At 71.0% G+C, this 16,233-nt stretch carries 13 protein-coding genes and 1 pseudogene; 3 read left to right on the forward strand and 11 right to left on the reverse strand.

Annotated features, from left to right (window positions below; genetic code table 11):
* The first annotated feature begins 174 nt into the window (after nucleotides 1-174).
* Nucleotides 175-1,200 carry a 6-phosphofructokinase gene (locus tag ACOBQB_RS36130; protein ID WP_423598003.1) on the forward strand — a complete coding sequence of 342 codons (1,026 nt, stop codon included), beginning with the start codon at nucleotides 175-177 and terminating at the stop codon, nucleotides 1,198-1,200.
* Between the two features lie 33 nt (nucleotides 1,201-1,233).
* Here ACOBQB_RS36130 and ACOBQB_RS36135 read toward each other — a convergent pair whose 3' ends face one another.
* The 10 genes and pseudogenes from ACOBQB_RS36135 to ACOBQB_RS36180 all read right to left on the reverse strand — a co-directional run bounded on the left by ACOBQB_RS36135 (nucleotide 1,234) and on the right by ACOBQB_RS36180 (nucleotide 10,935).
* Nucleotides 1,234-1,974 (reverse strand): helix-turn-helix domain-containing protein, encoded by a 741-nt coding sequence (locus ACOBQB_RS36135; protein WP_423598005.1) that lies wholly within the window; start codon nucleotides 1,972-1,974, stop codon nucleotides 1,234-1,236.
* A 364-nt stretch (nucleotides 1,975-2,338) separates the two neighbouring features.
* Nucleotides 2,339-2,635, reverse strand: coding sequence for a hypothetical protein (locus ACOBQB_RS36140; RefSeq protein ID WP_423598007.1), 297 nt, complete (start codon nucleotides 2,633-2,635; stop codon nucleotides 2,339-2,341).
* 140 nt (nucleotides 2,636-2,775) lie between these two features.
* Nucleotides 2,776-3,803 (reverse strand): annotated as a pseudogene (locus ACOBQB_RS36145) (hypothetical protein).
* On the reverse strand, nucleotides 3,791-4,456 hold the full coding sequence (locus tag ACOBQB_RS36150; RefSeq protein ID WP_423598009.1) for a hypothetical protein: 666 nt from the start codon (nucleotides 4,454-4,456) through the stop codon (nucleotides 3,791-3,793). Before ACOBQB_RS36150 ends, ACOBQB_RS36145 begins: the two are co-directional and overlap by 13 nt.
* A 160-nt stretch (nucleotides 4,457-4,616) precedes the next feature.
* Nucleotides 4,617-5,471 (reverse strand): carbohydrate ABC transporter permease, encoded by an 855-nt coding sequence (locus ACOBQB_RS36155; protein WP_423598011.1) that lies wholly within the window; start codon nucleotides 5,469-5,471, stop codon nucleotides 4,617-4,619.
* Nucleotides 5,472-6,449 carry a carbohydrate ABC transporter permease gene (locus ACOBQB_RS36160; RefSeq protein WP_423598013.1) on the reverse strand — a complete coding sequence of 326 codons (978 nt, stop codon included), beginning with the start codon at nucleotides 6,447-6,449 and terminating at the stop codon, nucleotides 5,472-5,474.
* Between the two features lie 202 nt (nucleotides 6,450-6,651).
* Nucleotides 6,652-8,022, reverse strand: coding sequence for an extracellular solute-binding protein (locus ACOBQB_RS36165; protein ID WP_423598015.1), 1,371 nt, complete (start codon nucleotides 8,020-8,022; stop codon nucleotides 6,652-6,654).
* A gap of 215 nt (nucleotides 8,023-8,237) precedes the next feature.
* A complete protein-coding gene (locus ACOBQB_RS36170; RefSeq protein WP_423598017.1) occupies nucleotides 8,238-8,924 on the reverse strand; it encodes a response regulator in 687 nt (228 codons plus the stop codon).
* Nucleotides 8,921-10,606, reverse strand: coding sequence for a sensor histidine kinase (locus tag ACOBQB_RS36175; protein WP_423598019.1), 1,686 nt, complete (start codon nucleotides 10,604-10,606; stop codon nucleotides 8,921-8,923). Before ACOBQB_RS36175 ends, ACOBQB_RS36170 begins: the two co-directional genes overlap by 4 nt.
* Before the next feature lie 185 nt (nucleotides 10,607-10,791).
* On the reverse strand, nucleotides 10,792-10,935 hold the full coding sequence (locus ACOBQB_RS36180; protein ID WP_423598021.1) for a hypothetical protein: 144 nt from the start codon (nucleotides 10,933-10,935) through the stop codon (nucleotides 10,792-10,794).
* A gap of 9 nt (nucleotides 10,936-10,944) precedes the next feature.
* Between ACOBQB_RS36180 and ACOBQB_RS36185 the strand changes: the two genes are divergently transcribed.
* Nucleotides 10,945-12,351, forward strand: coding sequence for a cation:dicarboxylate symporter family transporter (locus ACOBQB_RS36185; RefSeq protein WP_423598023.1), 1,407 nt, complete (start codon nucleotides 10,945-10,947; stop codon nucleotides 12,349-12,351).
* Between the two features lie 103 nt (nucleotides 12,352-12,454).
* Nucleotides 12,455-15,547 carry an NACHT domain-containing protein gene (locus ACOBQB_RS36190; protein WP_423598025.1) on the forward strand — a complete coding sequence of 1,031 codons (3,093 nt, stop codon included), beginning with the start codon at nucleotides 12,455-12,457 and terminating at the stop codon, nucleotides 15,545-15,547.
* 25 nt (nucleotides 15,548-15,572) lie between these two features.
* On the opposite strand, the gene ACOBQB_RS36195 is transcribed toward ACOBQB_RS36190, so the two are convergent.
* Entirely contained in the window at nucleotides 15,573-16,163 is a 591-nt protein-coding gene (locus ACOBQB_RS36195) for a TetR/AcrR family transcriptional regulator (RefSeq protein ID WP_423598027.1), read from the reverse strand.
* Nucleotides 16,164-16,233 lie beyond the last annotated feature (70 nt).

The raw sequence follows: 16,233 nt of genomic DNA on the forward strand, positions 1-16,233 counted from the left end.
CCCGTATCGCCGCCCTATCGCACACGCGTCCGTCGGACAACCGTGAGCGGCGCCCCCCTTCCGGCCGTGGAACAATCGGACCGGTTCGGACCGGTTCACCAGTACCGACGACCGGCTCACCAGCACCAGACGACCGGCTCACAAGCACCAACAGCGAGCAGGAGACACAGCGCGATGCGTATCGGAATTCTCACCGCGGGCGGCGACTGCCCCGGCCTCAACGCCGTGATCCGGTCGGTCGTGCACCGCGCCGTGACGCACTACGGCGACGAGGTCATCGGCTTCGAGGACGGCTACGCGGGCCTGCTCGAAGGGCGCTACCGCCCCCTCGACCTGAACGCGGTCAGCGGCATCCTGGCCCGCGGCGGAACGATCCTCGGCTCCTCGCGCCTGGAGCGCGACCGCTTCCGCGCCGCCTGCCACAACGCCAAGGAGCTCATCGAGAAGAGCGGCTTCGACGCGCTCATCCCGATCGGCGGCGAGGGCACCCTCACGGCGGCGGGCATGCTGGCCGACGCGGGCGTGCCGGTCGTCGGCGTCCCGAAGACGATCGACAACGACATCTCCTCCACGGACCGCACCTTCGGCTTCGACACGGCGGTGGGCGTGGCCACGGAGGCCATGGACCGCCTCAAGACCACTGCCGAGTCCCACCAGCGCGTGATGGTGGTGGAGGTCATGGGCCGCCACGCGGGCTGGATCGCCCTGGAGTCCGGCATGGCCGGCGGCGCGCACGGCATCTGCCTGCCCGAGCGGCCGTTCGACCCCGCCGACCTGGTGGCGCTGGTCGAGGAGCGGTTCTCGCGCGGCAAGAAGTTCGCGGTGATCTGCGTCGCCGAGGGCGCGCACCCGCAGGACGGCACGATGAACTACGGCAAGGGCGCCATCGACCAGTTCGGCCACGAGCGCTTCCAGGGCATCGGCACGGCTCTCGCGTACGAGCTGGAGGCCCGCCTCGGCAAGGAGGCCAAGCCGGTCATCCTCGGCCACGTGCAGCGTGGCGGCACCCCCACCGCGTACGACCGCGTCCTCGCGACCCGCTTCGGCTGGCACGCGGTGGAGGCGGTGCACCGCGGGGAGTACGGCAAGATGACGGCGCTGCGGGGCACGGACATCACGATGGTGCCGCTGGCGGAGGCGGTCACGGAGCTGAAGACGGTGCCGAAGGACCGGATGGACGAGGCGGAGTCGGTCTTCTAGGCACTGCTGCTCGGCCGCCCCTGGGGCGGGCGATCAGGCCCGGGCGTTGCCGCCGGCCCCGCCCCGGACCAGCGTCCAGAAGTGCTCCAGGATCCGTTCGAGGAAGTCCCGCCCGGCCTCCCCGGACGCGTCGGAGCTGGCGCCGCCGCCCCAGCTCAGGGTCCGCGTCATCCGGGACTGGTAGTCGTCGTGCATCTGCCGCAGCACGTCCTCCACGTGCCGCTTCTCCACGGGCAGCAGCTTGCTGACGGGCCGCACATACCCCTGCCACCGGGTGGTGACGGCACTGCGCAGCAGCTCGGCGAGCTGCTCGGACCGGCCGGTGACGGTGACGAAGTCGGGCACGGAGAGCTGGAGGACCCGGGCGAGGGCGTCGGACTGCCGCTCGTTCCCGCGCCAGGTGTCGGTCTCCTCCATGCGCAGATATGCCTGGATCTCCACGCCGGACTCCCGGGCGACGTCCTCCGGCGCGAGCCCGCGGGCGACGCGGTGCTCACGCAGGGTCCGGGCGGCGCCCATCAGCTCCCCGGGCGAACACCAGAGCGTGGCCGCGAGCGCGGTGAGCTCGCCGGAGGTGGGCGCGGCGAGCCCGCGCTCCCAGGCGGCGATGGTGTCGGCGGTGATGTACGAGAGCCCGTAACTGGCCCGCATCCCGTACGCGACATGCCCGTGCGCCATCCCGAGCGCCTCTCGCAGGCGACGGGCGGCGGGGAAGTTGAAGGGCGGCGTGGGCTGGTGCGAGGGCTGGCTCGGTCGGCTCGGTTGCACGGGCACACCGTAGGCGCCTGTGAGGGTGGCGACTACGGTGCGTTCCTACGAGGTTGCGGGTGGTGGGAAGGTACGGGGTCCGTAACGCGCCGCGTGGCGCCGGAGGAGCGCGAGCGCCGCGCCGCCGAGCGACGTAAAAGCGCCGCTCCTCGGCTCCGAGGTGGACCATGATGGTCCCTCTCCCGGACGGCAGCTTGGCGCAGTGGAGGTCGTCCAGGGTGGGCGAGGTCGCCGCTTCGATCGCACCGAGATCCATGCCTTTCTGTCCGGCCGCTTGGAACAAGGCTTTGTTGTAGACCGCCGTGTCGACCAGGTCTGGGTAGGGTTCTTCCCTCGTGCCGCTCACCCCAGGGCCCTTGGATCGCCGCAGTCACGCCCCGAGCAGTTCCTCCAGCGCGTGCCCGTACTCGCGGAAGCGCGGCCGTGCCTCTGGGCGCGCAGGCGAACGGGGCAGCAGGAGATCAGCCAGGAAAGCGACCCGCCACATCCTGAACGCGGTCCGCCGGGCGGTGGCCGCGTCGCCGTCCAGCACCCCCGCGACCAGCCCCGTCGCGATCCGCGTCGCCTCGGCGATCGACTCCGCGCCCCGCGCGACCTCGGGGCCACGCGCGATCGCCGCGTCGACCACTGCCTGGAGAAGCCGGGGCAACTGCGGATCCGCTCCCATGCGGCTCATCCGCCGCGCCGCGGCAGGATCTCCGAGCCGGGAGGGCACCGCTCAACCTCAACCACCCTGCCCGACTCGGCGACCGCCCCCGCACGGCGTTCCTCCTTCGACGCAGGTGATCCTGGTGGCGGTGGTTCCGGTTACCGGTTGATGGACTGGATCTCCTGCACGGCCACGTCCTGCTCGGCTCCGAACTCACCGTCGGGGAGCGTCTGTTCGCGGTCCACGCCCGTCCCTGTCCAGGTGATCTTCCAGGTGACCGTCGCCTTCAGCGGGTACGAACCGTCGCCCGAGGACCGCAGGTACTTCACGCCGCAGGGCGGGGTCTCCTTGGCCTTGCCCTTCGCGTACGGGGTGCCGATCTTGTCGCCGACGAGGTCGCAGACGCCGGATGCGGGTAGGTCTCGGCGTCCGGGGTGCCGGGGTCGATCTTGAGGGAGACGGGTACGGCTGTCGTCGTCGCCTCGATGTCCAGGACGTCGACCCTCGCCGTCACCGAGACCGGCTTGAACTCGGCGCCGTCCAGCCACGCCCAGGTGGGGAGGTTCACCTTCGTCTCACCCTTGGGGGCCAGGGAAACCTTCGTGCCGGGTACGCGGATCCTGGCGTACGCCAGCTTCGCCAGGATCTCCGCGTCGATGGCGGGGAGGCCGGCGGGAGGCTCGTTCTCGTCGACCCAGAAGGTCTGCTCGTTGCACTTGTCCCAGCCGGGCGGGTAGGTGGTGTTGGGGAAGCCCGACCACCAGTAGCCCTTGCCGGCCTTGTCGAGGTTGAAGTTCTTGTACGGCTCGCCCTCGACGTACCGCTTGCGCTGATCCAGGTCCCACGAGGGGCCTGTGGAGTCCACCGCCCAGACGGCCTCGCGCTCCTTCTTGAACTGCGCGGGGGTGTAGGCCGGTCCGTACCAGCAGGGCGGCGGGCTGTAGTCGCCTGTCGGGGCGATGGTTCCGGACTTGGGTCCGGAGCCGTTCTTGGACTCGTCGTAGCTGATGCCGCCGGCGGTGGCTGTCAGGGAGCCGTCGCCGCCGTCCTTGGTGGGGCCCTGGGCGTCGCCGTTGGTGGTTCCGCCGTGGCCGGTACGCGCCGACGCCGGACCCGGCAGGAGCAGGGTCGCGGCCACCGCCACGGCTCCGGCGGCTATGAGCGGTTTCCTTCTCACGGCTGGCATATGGCATTCCCCCGGTCTGATGTGGTCGTCTCGGTGATCCAGACGCCCTGCTCGTTCTTGTGCAGTCGGCTGCTGTAGAGCACGAAGTCGTCCTTGGACGGCGCGGGGGCCTCGGCGGTCTTACCCGTCTTGAGGCTCTTGTTGTGCGCCTTGCGCTGGTCCTCGCAGTAGACGAGGCCTGCCGTCTTGCTGCCTGTCACGTCCACCCGCGCGTTGTAGAAACGCTTGACGCCCGTGATCCGGTCCTTGTACTCGACGTACTCCTCGACGAACTTCTGACTGCCGGCCGCCGCGTCGCCTTCGGAGTAGAACCGGTAGGCCTTGTGCAGCGGGTCCTGTTCGGCGATGGCCATGTCGACGGCCTTCACGTACTGCTCGGTGTCGGCCAGGACCGCGTCCTTGTTCTTGTCGCCCGTCTTGGCCCACTCGAACTTGTACGTCAGGTCCGAGGGCAGCTCGATCTTCGGGCGATCTGCCGCGGCGTCGGCGGGCTCGCTCGGGGGCGTCGTCTTCTTCGCGTCTCCCTTCCCCTGCTCCGCTCCGGCGATCTTGTCATCGGCGCCGGAGGACTTGTCGTCGCTGCCGCAGGACGTCAGCAGCAGGGCCGCGGTCGCGGTGAGCGTGGCCGTCGCGAGGCGGAGAGGGCGGTTCACTGTCGGCTCCTGGCAGGTGGGGGAGAGGGTGCGGGCTCAGCACGCTAGTGCGAGGCGGGGCCTGATACCAGGGAGATGTCCCGTCACGAATGGGGCGTGGGGGACGTATCGCCGTGAACGTGTGTCACAGTTCTGTGCCCGCGGGCGGCGGCACGGCCCCTCAGCCCTTCACCGCCCCGCCCAGGGCGAAGCCGCCGCCCAGGCGGCGGGAGACCAGGACGTACAGCAGGATCACCGGCGTCGAGTAGAGGATCGAGAAGGCCGCCAGCTGGCCGTAGACCACGGTGCCCTTGTTGCCGAAGAAGTCGTTGATGCTGACCGACGCCGGCATCTGTTCCGGGGTGAGCAGGAGCATGAAGGGGACGAAGAAGTTCCCCCACATCATGACGAAGGAGAAGACCGTCACCACGGCCACGCCCGGGCCCATCAGGGGGAGCACGATCCGCAGCAGGGACTGGAAGGACGACGCGCCGTCCGTCCACGCCGCCTCCTCCAGCTCCTTCGGGACGCCGTCCATGAAGTTCTTCATCAGCCAGATGGCGAAGGGGAGTTGGGAGGCGGCGAAGAAGAAGATCGTGCCCTGCATCGTGTCGATCAGGTCGACCTGCACGAACAGCGCGTACACCGGGACCATGATCGCCGTGATCGGCAGGCTCGTCGCGAAGAGGACCGTCAGCATGAACGGACGGTTCAGGCGGGACCGGTAGCGGGACAGGGGGTACGCGGCGAGGGCCGCGCAGACCACCGTGAGCAGGGTGCCGCCGCCGCACAGGAGGAGGCTGTTGAGCAGCGGGGTGAAGGTGATCTCGGGGGTGAGGACCTTGTCGTAGTTGTCCAGGGTGAGGCTGTCCGGCAGGCGCACCCTGAGGTCCGCCTCCGGGTCGAAGGAGGACAGGACCACCCAGGCCAGGGGGAGAATGAACGCGGACGCCACGACCAGCAGGCCGGCGTCCGCCGCCAGGCGGTGCTTGGCGCACCGTGAACGGCCGGTGCGTGGACGCTTGTTGACGGTCACTCAGACCTCCGTACGCAGCAGGCGCATGTAGACGAGGGAGAAGAGCGAGCCGACGAGGAGGAGGAGCAGGGCCACAGCCGTGCCGTAGCCGATCATGCTCTTCTGGAAGGCCTGCTCGTACATGAACAGCGGCAGGGTCTGGCTGCGGTTTCCCGGGCCGCCGCGCGTCATCACCCAGATCAGGCCGAAGACGGAGAGGGTCTGGAGGGTGTTGAGCATGAGGTTCGTGCCGATCGAGCGGCGGATCATCGGCAGCGTGATGTGCCACATGCGGCGCCAGCCGCTCGCGCCGTCCACCTGGGCGGCCTCGGTGATCTCCTTGGGGATCTCGTTCAGTGCGGCGGAGTAGACCAGCATCGAGAAGGCCGTGCCGCGCCATACGTTCGCGAACGACACGGCGAGGATCGGCAGGGTGAACAGCCAGTTCTGGGAAGGGAGGTGGAGGAAGTCCAGGACGGCGTTGAGTGTGCCCTCGCGACGGAAGAAGGCGTAGAGGAGGAAGCCCGCGATGACCTCCGGCAGCACCCAGGCCGTGACGACGATCGCGCCGGTGAGCGTGCGGACCGGCTTCGACGCGCGCTGCATGAGGGAGGCGAGGGCGAGGCCCAGGGTGTTCTGGCCGATGAGGGAGGAGAGGACGGTGAAGACGAGGGTCAGCCAGACCGCGTTGAGGAACCGCTCGTCGCCGAACGCCTCGCGGAAGTTGTCGAACCCGATGAAGCCGGACTCGGCCTGGCCGGTCAACTGGAGGTCGGTGAAGGCGATGTACGCGCAGTAGCCGATCGGTCCCGCGAGGAAGAGCGCGAGGAGGACGACGGCGGGGGAGACGGGCAACGCCCGGAGCAGCCCTCGGCGGACGCGGGCGCCGGCCAGGGTGCGGGCGCCGGGGCGGGCGTGGGGATCCGGCGGCGCGGCGCCGCCGGGCCCCGGCGACGCCTTGCCGAGCCCGCCCGGTCCGGTGGGGGATGCGGTGGTCACGTACGGGCCCTCACTCTCTGGCGACGGGGCGGTGGGGACGGGATGGGGTGGCGGCGTTCGGCGGCTGCACCACTGGCGGCCGACGGCGTCCACCGGCGGCCCGCCCCGGGCCCGTGGTGACCGGTCGGCGGCGATCACCGGTCCTGCGGCTGACCAGCCGCAACCTCAGCCGCACCCGCCGAAACCGTTACCGCCACGCCCCCTACCTCTCGACGACCTCCCCATCCGTCGCCGACTCCACCTCCTCGTCGTAGCTTCTCGCCGCCTCCTCCACCGAGCTGTCGCCCGTCGTCACCGACTCCATCGCCTGCTGGATCGCCGTGGAGACCTTCGGGTACGCGGGATACGCGGGGCGGTAGTGCGTCGTGGCGACCAGGTCCGTGAAGAATTTGATGCCGGGCTGCGCCTTCACGTACGACGGGTCGGCCGCGACGTCCTTGCGGACCGCGATGCCCGAGTTGGCGACGTACCACTTCTTGGCGTTGGCCTTGGTCTGCATCGTCTCGATGAAGGCGAACGCCAGGTCGGGGTTGCTCGCCTTGGACGGGATCGCCCAGGTCCAGCCGCCGGACATGCTCACCTTGCCGGGAGCCTGGCCGTTCTGCGTCGGCATGGCGGCGAGGCCCAGTTCCTGCGGCCACTCGGGCCACTCGTGGCCCGCGCCCTTGCCCCAGTCCTGCGGGAGCCACGAACCGTCGAGGGCGATGCCCAGCTTGCCCTCGGGCAGCAGCTCACCGCGTACGCGCGTCATGAAGTTGGGGTCGAGGGCGTCGGAGACGTCAGGGCCGAGCTTCTCCTTGTAGACCGTCTCGACGAACTTCAGGGAGTCCTTGAAACCCTTGCTGCCCGTGACCCACTTCTTGGCCTCCGTGTCGTACAGCGGGTCCTTGCCCGTGCCGTACGCGAGCATCTGGAAGCCCTGCATCGCCGCCGCCTCGCCCGCCGGCTTGCCCGTGTAGACGTTCAGGGGGGTGACTCCCGGGACCTTCTTCTTGATCGTGCGGGCCGCGTCGAGGACCTCGGCCCAGTTCTTCGGCTGCCAGTCGGCCGGCAGGCCCGCCTTCTTGAAGATCGCCTTGCTGAACCACAGGCCGCGCGTGTCCGTGCCGTCCGGCACGCCGTACGTCTTGCCGTCGGCCGCCTTCGCCGCCGTCTTGGCCGTGCCGATGAACTGGTCCCAGTCCTTCCACTTGTCGAGGTAGGAGTCCAGCGGTCTCAAGTACCCGCTGGTGATGTCGGAGTTGATCAGGAACGTGTCCTCGTACACCAGATCGGGCGCGGTCTTGGGGGAGCGCAGCATCTGCTGGAGCTTCGTGTAGTACTCGGAGTCCGGCGCCTTGATCGGTACCAGCTTGACCTTCTTGCCGGGGTTCGCCTTCTCGAACTGCTTCTTGATGTCCGCCAGATAGCTGTCCATGACGCGGATCTCGTTGTCCGTGGACTGCTTGAACGAGATCTTCACGGTGTCGGGGTCGTCGCCGGAGCCGCCGCCGCACGCGGAGAGGGTGCCGGCGGTCAGCAGGGTGGCGGCGGCGAGGATCAGCGGAGTGGTGGTGGTGGGACGCACAGGCACGACCTCCTACAACGCGGGCTACAACGCGGGCTGCAACGCGGGGCTGCGACGCGGGGCTGCCCGGTGAACGTACGGGCGCGTTCGGAGCAAGGTCAATGCCCGTGCCTCGGATGGGCGTTGGCGCTTGTCATCCGCGTGACAACGTTGTTATAGGACCTACGGTGATGGCGGTGGTGGCGGTGGCGGTGTTGAGGGTTCCTCGGAGGGAGCGGAGCTCACTCCGGCGCGGTGAGCCACCGGTACACCAGCTCGGGCCGCCCGACATGGCCGTACTGGGGGCTGCGGGCCGCGCGGGCCGTGTCGACCAGGTGTTCCAGGTAGCGGCGCGCGGTGATGCGGGACAGGCCCGCCGCCTGGGCCGCCGCGGTGGCGGTCAGGCCCTCGGGGGCGGCCCGCAGGGTGCGGATGACGCGTTCCAGGGTGGGGCCGCTGAGGCCTTTCGGGAGCGCGGCCGGGCCCGGGGCGCGCAACGTGGCGAGTGCGCGGTCCACCTCGTCCTGCCCGGTGGCCTCGCCCTCGGCGGCGGCCGAGCGGAACTCGGCGTAGCGGTTCAGGCGGTCGCGGAGGGTGGCGAAGGTGAAGGGCTTCAGGACGTACTGCACGACGCCGAGGGAGACGCCCTCGCGGACCACCGCCAGGTCGCGGGCCGACGTCACCGCGATCACGTCCGTCGGGTGGCCGGTGGCCCGCAGGGTGCGGGCGAGCTGGAGGCCATGGCCGTCGGGGAGGTGCAGGTCCAGGAGGATCAGGTCGACGGAGGTGCGCTCCAGGGCGCGGCGGGCCTCCGCGGCGGTGTGCGCGGGCTTGGGGAGCGCCGCGAAACCGGGGACGCGGTTGACGTAGAGGACGTGGGCGTCGGCGGCCACCGGGTCGTCCTCGACCACGAGTACGCGGATGGTCACGTGGCGCCTCCCTGTGCGGTGCCGCCGCCCCGCCCGCCGGAGGCTCGCGCACTGCCGACGAGGCCCGCCGCGAGCGTCACCTCGAACTCCGCCCCGCCCTCCGGCGACTCGCGCACCGTCAGCGTGCCGCCGTCGCGCGTCACCGTCTGGCGGACCAGCGCGAGGCCGAGGCCCCGGCCCGCCGCGGCCTTGGTCGACCAGCCCCGTTCGAAGACCGTCTCGCGTTGCGCGGGGTCGACCCCGGGGCCGGTGTCGCGGACGCGCAGGAGCAGGCCCGCCTCGTCCGCCCGCGCCGTCACCGTGACCCGCGCCGCCGGGGAGCCCTGCGCCGCGTCGACCGCGTTGTCGATGAGGTTGCCGAGGATGGTCACGAGGTCGCGGGCGGGCAGGCCGGGCGGCAGCATGCCGTCGTCGATGCTGCTGTCGGGCGAGACCACCAGCTCCACGCCGTGCTCGTTGGCCTGGGCCGCCTTGCCGAGGAGCAGGGCCGCGAGGACCGGTTCGCTGACGGCCGCCACGACCTGGTCGGTCAGGGCCTGCGCCAGCTCCAGTTCGGCGGTGGCGAAGTCCACGGCCTCGTCCGCGCGGCCGAGCTCGATCAGCGAGACCACCGTGTGGAGGCGGTTCGCGGCCTCGTGGGCCTGCGAACGCAGCGCCTGCGTGAAGCCGCGCTCGGAGTCCAACTCGCCGGTCAGCGCCTGGAGTTCGGTGTGGTCGCGCAGGGTGACCACCGTGCCCCTGCGCTCGCCGCCGGTGACCGGCGAGGTGTTGACGACCAGGACCCGGTCGGCGCTCAGATGCAGCTCGTCCACCCGCGGCTCGGAGGCCAGCAACGCACCCGTGAGCGGCGCGGGCAGCTCCAGCTCGGCGACGTTGCGGCCCACGATGTCGCCGTGAGCGCCGTGGACGCCGAGGAGTTCCCGGCCGCCGTCGTTGATCAGCGCGATCCGCCGCTGCCCGTCGAGCATCAGCAGGCCCTCGCGCACGGCGTGCAGCGCCGCCTCGTGGTAGTCGTGCATGCGGCTCAGTTCGGCGGCGTTCATGCCGTGGGTGCTGCGGCGCAGGCGGGCGTTGATGACGTACGTGCCGATGCCGCCGAGGACGAGCGCCGCCGCGGCGACACCGAGCAGCGCGAGGAGCTGGCCGCGCGCCTTGGCGGTGATCTCCTCGATGGTGATGCCCGCGCTGACCAGGCCGATGATCCGCCCGTCGTCCGTCCCGTCCGCCCGGATCGGTGTGACCACCCGCACGGACGGGCCGAGCGTGCCGGTGTACGTCTCCGCGAACGTCCTGCCGCGCAGCGCCTGTGCCGTGTGGCCGAGGAAGCGCTCGCCGATGCGCCGCTCGTCGGGGTGCGTCCAGCGGATGCCGCGCGGGTCCATGATCGTGACGAAGTCGACGCCGGTGTGCCGCTGCACCCGGCTCGCGTACGGCTGGAGCTCCCTGGACGGGTCGCCGTCGCCGTGTATGGCATCCCGTACGGAAGGGGAGTCCGCGACCGCGCGGGCCGCCGCGGTCGCCTGGCGACGCGCGCCCTCCTCCGCCTGGTGCTTGTCGCTCAGATACGTGAAGAGCGCGCACCCGGCGACCACGGCCGTGACCAGCACAATCTGCATCGCGAAGAGCTGGCCCGCCAGACTGCGCGGCAGACGGCGACGGCGGGGCGGACGGGTGCGGGACATGCTGTCAGTCTGCCTCTTCGGTCCAGAGGGCGCGGCGGCGCTCGTACGGCGGACGTCCGGCGGTCGTACGGCCGACGTACCGGCGGCGACGCGGGACCGTCGTATAAGCGCGAACTAAATGAACGCAAGGGTGACCGCCCTCACAACGCGGGAGATAGTCGCCGGGATCACCAGGACGGCCGGGGTCACCGGACCGCCGGGGTCACCAGGACCGCCGGGATCGCCAGTACCGCCGGGATCGCCCAGGACGTGAGCCGCACCCACTGCGGGCACCGCCAGGCGACACCGGGCACCGCCCGGCACCACACAACGCCGACGTCGTCGTTCAAGGAGGGCCCGTGACCAGCACGGCTGACCCGCAGGAGACACCCGCGGCCCCCGCCGCCAAGCGGGACCGCACGCATTACCTCTACATCGCCGTCATCGGCGCCGTGCTGCTCGGCGTCGCCGTCGGCTTCATCTGGCCGGACTTCGCCAAGGAGCTCAAGCCGGTCGGCACGGGCTTCGTGAACCTGATCAAGATGATGATCTCGCCGATCATCTTCTGCACGATCGTGCTCGGCGTCGGCTCGGTCCGCAAGGCCGCCAAGGTCGGCAAGGTGGGCGGGCTCGCGCTCGCCTACTTCGTCGCCATGTCGGTCGTCGCGCTCGCCATCGGCCTCGTCGTCGGCAACATCCTCCACCCGGGCTCCGGCATGGACCTCACGGAGTCCGTGAAGGGCGCGGGCCACGACGCGGCCGACGAGGCGGACAAGGGCCTCGTCGACTTCGCGCTCGGCGTCATCCCGAAGACGCTCGTCTCCGCCTTCACCGAGGGCGAGGTGCTCCAGACGCTCCTCGTCGCCCTGCTCGTGGGCTTCGCCCTCCAGGCCATGGGGCGTACGGGCGAGCCGGTGCTGCGCGGCGTCGAACACATCCAGAAGCTGGTCTTCCGGGTGCTCGGCATGATCATGTGGGCCGCTCCGGTCGGCGCGTTCGGCGCGATGGCCGCCGTCATCGGCGAGACCGGCGCCGACGCCCTCAAGGCACTCGCCACGATCATGATCGGGTTCTACGTCACCTGCGCGCTGTTCATCGTGATCGTGCTCGGCACGCTGGTGCGCATGGTGGCCGGCGTGAACCTCTTCAAGCTGCTCAAGTACCTGGGCCGCGAGTTCCTGCTGATCCTCTCCACCTCCTCCTCGGAGTCCGCGCTGCCGCGGCTCATCGCGAAGATGGAGCACCTGGGCGTCAGCCGCCCGGTCGTCGGCATCACCGTCCCGACCGGCTACTCCTTCAACCTCGACGGCACCATGATCTACCTGACCATGGCCTCCCTCTTCATCGCCGACGCCATGGACCAGCCGCTCGGCATCGGCGAGCAGATCTCGCTGCTGCTCTTCATGATGATCGCGTCCAAGGGCGCGGCGGGCGTCTCCGGCTCGGGCATCGCGGTCCTCGCGAGCGGCCTCCAGTCGCACAAGCCCGCCCTCGTCGACGGCGTCGGCCTGATCATCGGCGTCGACCGCTTCATGAGCGAGGCCCGCGCCCTGACCAACTTCGCGGGCAACGCGGTGGCCACGCTGCTGATCGGCACGTGGACCAAGGAGGTCGACAAGGAGCGGGTCGCGGCGGTCCTCGCCGGTGACCTTCCGTTCGACGAACGTACGTTGGTCGATGACGGACATGGGCCGGCGGCGGAGCAGACCGGGGGACTCGTGCCGGAGCGGCGGAGCGAGGGCGGCAAGGAGCCGGCGAAGGTGTAGGCCCGGCCCGCGCCCCGCGGTTCGGGTGTCCTCCCGCCTCGGATGGGGAAGCCTTCGCCGACGCAGGGGGAGAGAGCCGGCGGAGGAACGGAGGCGGGCAGGGATGCAAGGGCTGGAAACGGTGCTCGTCCGGTTGGCCGCGACCGTCTTGGCGACGCTCGCCAAGACGGTGGTGGCCCCGCACCCCGGCGCCGGCCTGGTCACGGCCCGCGTACGGCCCTTACCGAAACCGGCGGGGCCGGAGAGGCTGGCCAGGGTGCTGTCCCGGCGGATCGAGGGCGGGTACGGGCGCCTCCCCGAACACGAGCGGCTGGCCGCCGCGGCCGCCGTGCAGGACGGCTTCGTGGCGGCGGGGACGCTGGACGCGGAGCGGCTGTTCGCGGTGGACCTGGATCCGCGGCGACTGGCGGCGGAGATACGCCGCCCCGTGCCCGACCTCGCCGAGGAGGCGCAGGCCCTCTACGCCGAGCTGCTGGAGCTGTGCTGCGCGCACCTGGTCGAGCAGCTGACGGCCCACCCCTCCTTCGCGGCGCGCGCCGCGGTGGAGCAGACCCGGCGCACCGGAGAGCTGCTGCGTGAGAAGCGGCCGGTGACGGCAGCGTCGGCCGCGCCGGGTCCGTCGGACTTCGAGCAGCGGTACGCCCGGTTCATCGCCGACACCCACGGCCGCCTGGAGCTGTTCGGCGTCACCCTGGGCGGCCGCGCACGCGCCGAGTGGTCGTTGGACACGGCGTATTTGAGCCTCGCGGTGAACGGGGACAGGGCGCACGGCCCGCAGGCCCAGGAGGACGGCCTGCCGGGTGGCGTCGCGCAGCCCGCCGTACGCGTGGAGCAGGCGCTGGCGGGCGGCCACCGGCTGATGCTGCGCGGCGCGGCGGGCTCGGGCAAGTCGACCCTCGTGCAGTGGCTGGCGCTGAACGCCGCGCGGCAGAGCTTCGGCCCGGAGCTGGCCGACTGGAACCTCTGCGTGCCGTTCGTCCTGCGGCTGAGGTCCTTCCGCCTGCCCGAGGGGCTGCCGCTGCCGGAGGAGTTCCTGGCCGCGGCGGGTGTGCCGCTGCGGGCGCCGGAGGGCTGGGTGCAGGGGCTGCTGGACAGTGGGCGGGCGCTGGTCCTGGTGGACGGCGTCGACGAGGTGCCGGTCAAGCTCCGCAGCCGTACGGAGAGCTGGCTGAGGTCGCTGATCGCGGCGTTCCCCCGCGCGCGTTACGTGGTGACCACCCGCCCCTCGGCGGTCCCGGAGGGCTGGCCGGCGGGGCAGGGCTTCACGGCGTTCACCCTGCTGCCCATGGAACGGGACGAGGTACGCGCCTTCATCACGCACTGGCACGACACGGCCCGGCGCGAGTGCGCGGCCCCCGGCGAGCGGGAGGTGCTGCACCGCTACGAGGAGAGCCTCGTCGAAGCGGTGACGACCCGGCGCGACCTGGGACGCCTGGCCACCAACCCGCTGATGTGCGCGCTGCTGTGCGCCCTCCACCGGGACCGCCGCATGCACCTGCCGCGCGCCCGCAAGGAGCTCTACGACGCGGCCCTGGACCTGCTGCTGATCCGCCGGGACACGGAACGCGAGGTCACGTCGGTCGAGGGCGTCTCGCTTTCCCGGGACGAGCAGACCGCGCTGCTGCAACGGCTGGCGTACTGGATGATCCGCAACGGCCAGGCCGAGGCGGACCGGCAGGACGCCGTCGCCATGCTGGACGAGTGGCTCGCGGCGATGCCGCAGGTGCGCGCGCAGGGCGACGCCGAGCAGGTCTTCACCCACCTGCTCATCCGCAGCGGCCTGCTCCGCGAACCCGTCCCCGGTTCCGTCGGCTTCGTGCACCGCACCTTCCAGGACTACCTGGGCGCGAAGGCGGCGGTCGAGGCCCGCGACTTCGGGGTACTGGTGCGCAACGCCCACGACGACCAGTGGGACGACGTGGTGCGGATGGCGGTGGGGCACGCGCGCGTGGAGGAACGTACGCGACTGCTGCGGCAGTTGCTGCGGCGCGCGGAGAAGGTGCGCAGGCACCGCGAGCGGCTGGTGCTGCTGGCGGCGGCGAGTCTGGAGCATGCGCCGGAGCTTGATCCGGAGGTGCGACGGGAGGTGGAGGAGCGGGCGGGGGAGTTGATGCCGCCGCAGTCGTACGCGCAGTCGGAGTCCCTCGCCAAGGTGGGGCAGCTGGTACTGGAGTTGCTGCCGGGGCCCGAGGGGCTGACGGATCAGCAGGCGGCGGCGGTGGTGCGTACGGCCGGGCGGGTCGGGGGAGACGCGGCGCTGACGGTGATTTCCCGGTTCCGCACGGATCGGAGGCCTCGGGTACGCACCGCGCTGGGCTACGCATGGTCGGCCTTCGATATCCGTGAGTACTTCGAGACAGTCCTTGAGGGCACCGTGGGGGCCGACCAGATCGTGCCCATGGCTACCGCGGAGGAGTTGGCGTTGCTCCCGCGCCTGCCGGAACTGACGCACCTGAACCTACTGGGTGATCACGGCATGCCGGACATCGTGCTGGAGCACGAGCCCTTGGAATTCCTGCAGTTCTGGGATAACCACTCGCTCACCGACCTCTCGCGCCTGAGTCGGCTGCCGCGTCTGGAGAGCTTGGGCCTCAACCGCTGCCCGTCCGTCACCGACCTGCGCTCGTTGGCGGGCCTGCCCCTGCGTCACGTCTACGTCTACTCGCCGTCGCTCCCGATGTCGCTGGCCCCGCTGGCCGACCTGCCCGAGCTGCGCCATCTGGTGTTCGACTTCATGCCGGTGGAGAAGGCCTTGCACGAGCTGCCGTTCGCCCCTCGGCTCACCAGCTTCGGGTGCTACCGACAGGCCTCCCGGATGCGGCTGTCCGGGCTCGAAGCCCTGACCTCCCTGCGCTGGCTGACCGTCAACGAGGACCACCAGTGGCGCAGCTTCCTGGCCGCAGGGGTCTTCTCCCCTCTGTCCACGCTCCAGATCCTGGACGTACCCCGAGTCGACCTGTCCGCTCTGGTGGCACACCAGGAACTCACCACGCTGCACGTCGGGCACGCCCGGCAAGTCGACGCGCTCGACGCGCTCGCCGGTTTGCCCCAGCTGAGGGGAGTCGACTTCGGAAACTGCGGCCCCCTTGACCTGACTCCCCTGGCCGCGCTGGAGAACATCCACGTCACGCTCTTCAACTGCCCCCAGGTCACCGGCCTCGACCTCTTCCCGCCAGAACGCCTGTTCATAGAGTGACCCGGCGGGCCGGGACGGCTCGGCCCTACCCCAGCCCCCCGACGATCCCCCGCGCCCTCTCCACCGGAACGCCCGCCGAGAGCAGGGCCGTCGTCGCGGCGGCGCGGCCCGCGTCGCCCGGGGGCAGGAGCCCGTCGTTCACAGCCTCCATCAGGCCGAAGAGCTGCTGCTCGTGAACGTACGCGAGCGCGGCGGGCGGCAGTGACGAGGTGAAGGAGCCGTCCGCCAGGCCGGCCCGCAGGACGTCCACGCACTTGGCGCGGACCGGGGCGAGGCGCTGCCTGATGCCCTCCATCGCGACGCTGCGCTGCGCGAGGCCGACCAGGAGGCGGTAGCCGTCGGCGATCTCCCAGACGGCGACCATCGAGTGGGCGAGCGACTCGGCGGGGTCGTCCGACCGCGCCCGCCCGGAGGCGTGGGCGGCGGCGACCGCCTCGACCGCGCCGTCGATGAGCGCGCCGATCAGGGCCTCCCGGCTCGGGAAGTGGCCGTACACGGTCCTGCGCACGACCCCGGCCGCCCGCGCGATCTGGTCCATGGACGCGTCCGGATCGCGGAGGAGTTCGACGAGGGCGACCTCCAGGATGCGGCGGCGGTTGGCGTCGGCTCGGCTCATGGCGTCCATTCTGCACGCGCGCCCCAGGGGGTGGCCGCGACTATTTTGCACAGCTGTGTGCAATGGCGTA

The sequence above is a fragment of the Streptomyces sp. G5(2025) genome, assembly GCF_049542075.1.
In the GTDB taxonomy this organism is placed as follows: domain Bacteria; phylum Actinomycetota; class Actinomycetes; order Streptomycetales; family Streptomycetaceae; genus Streptomyces.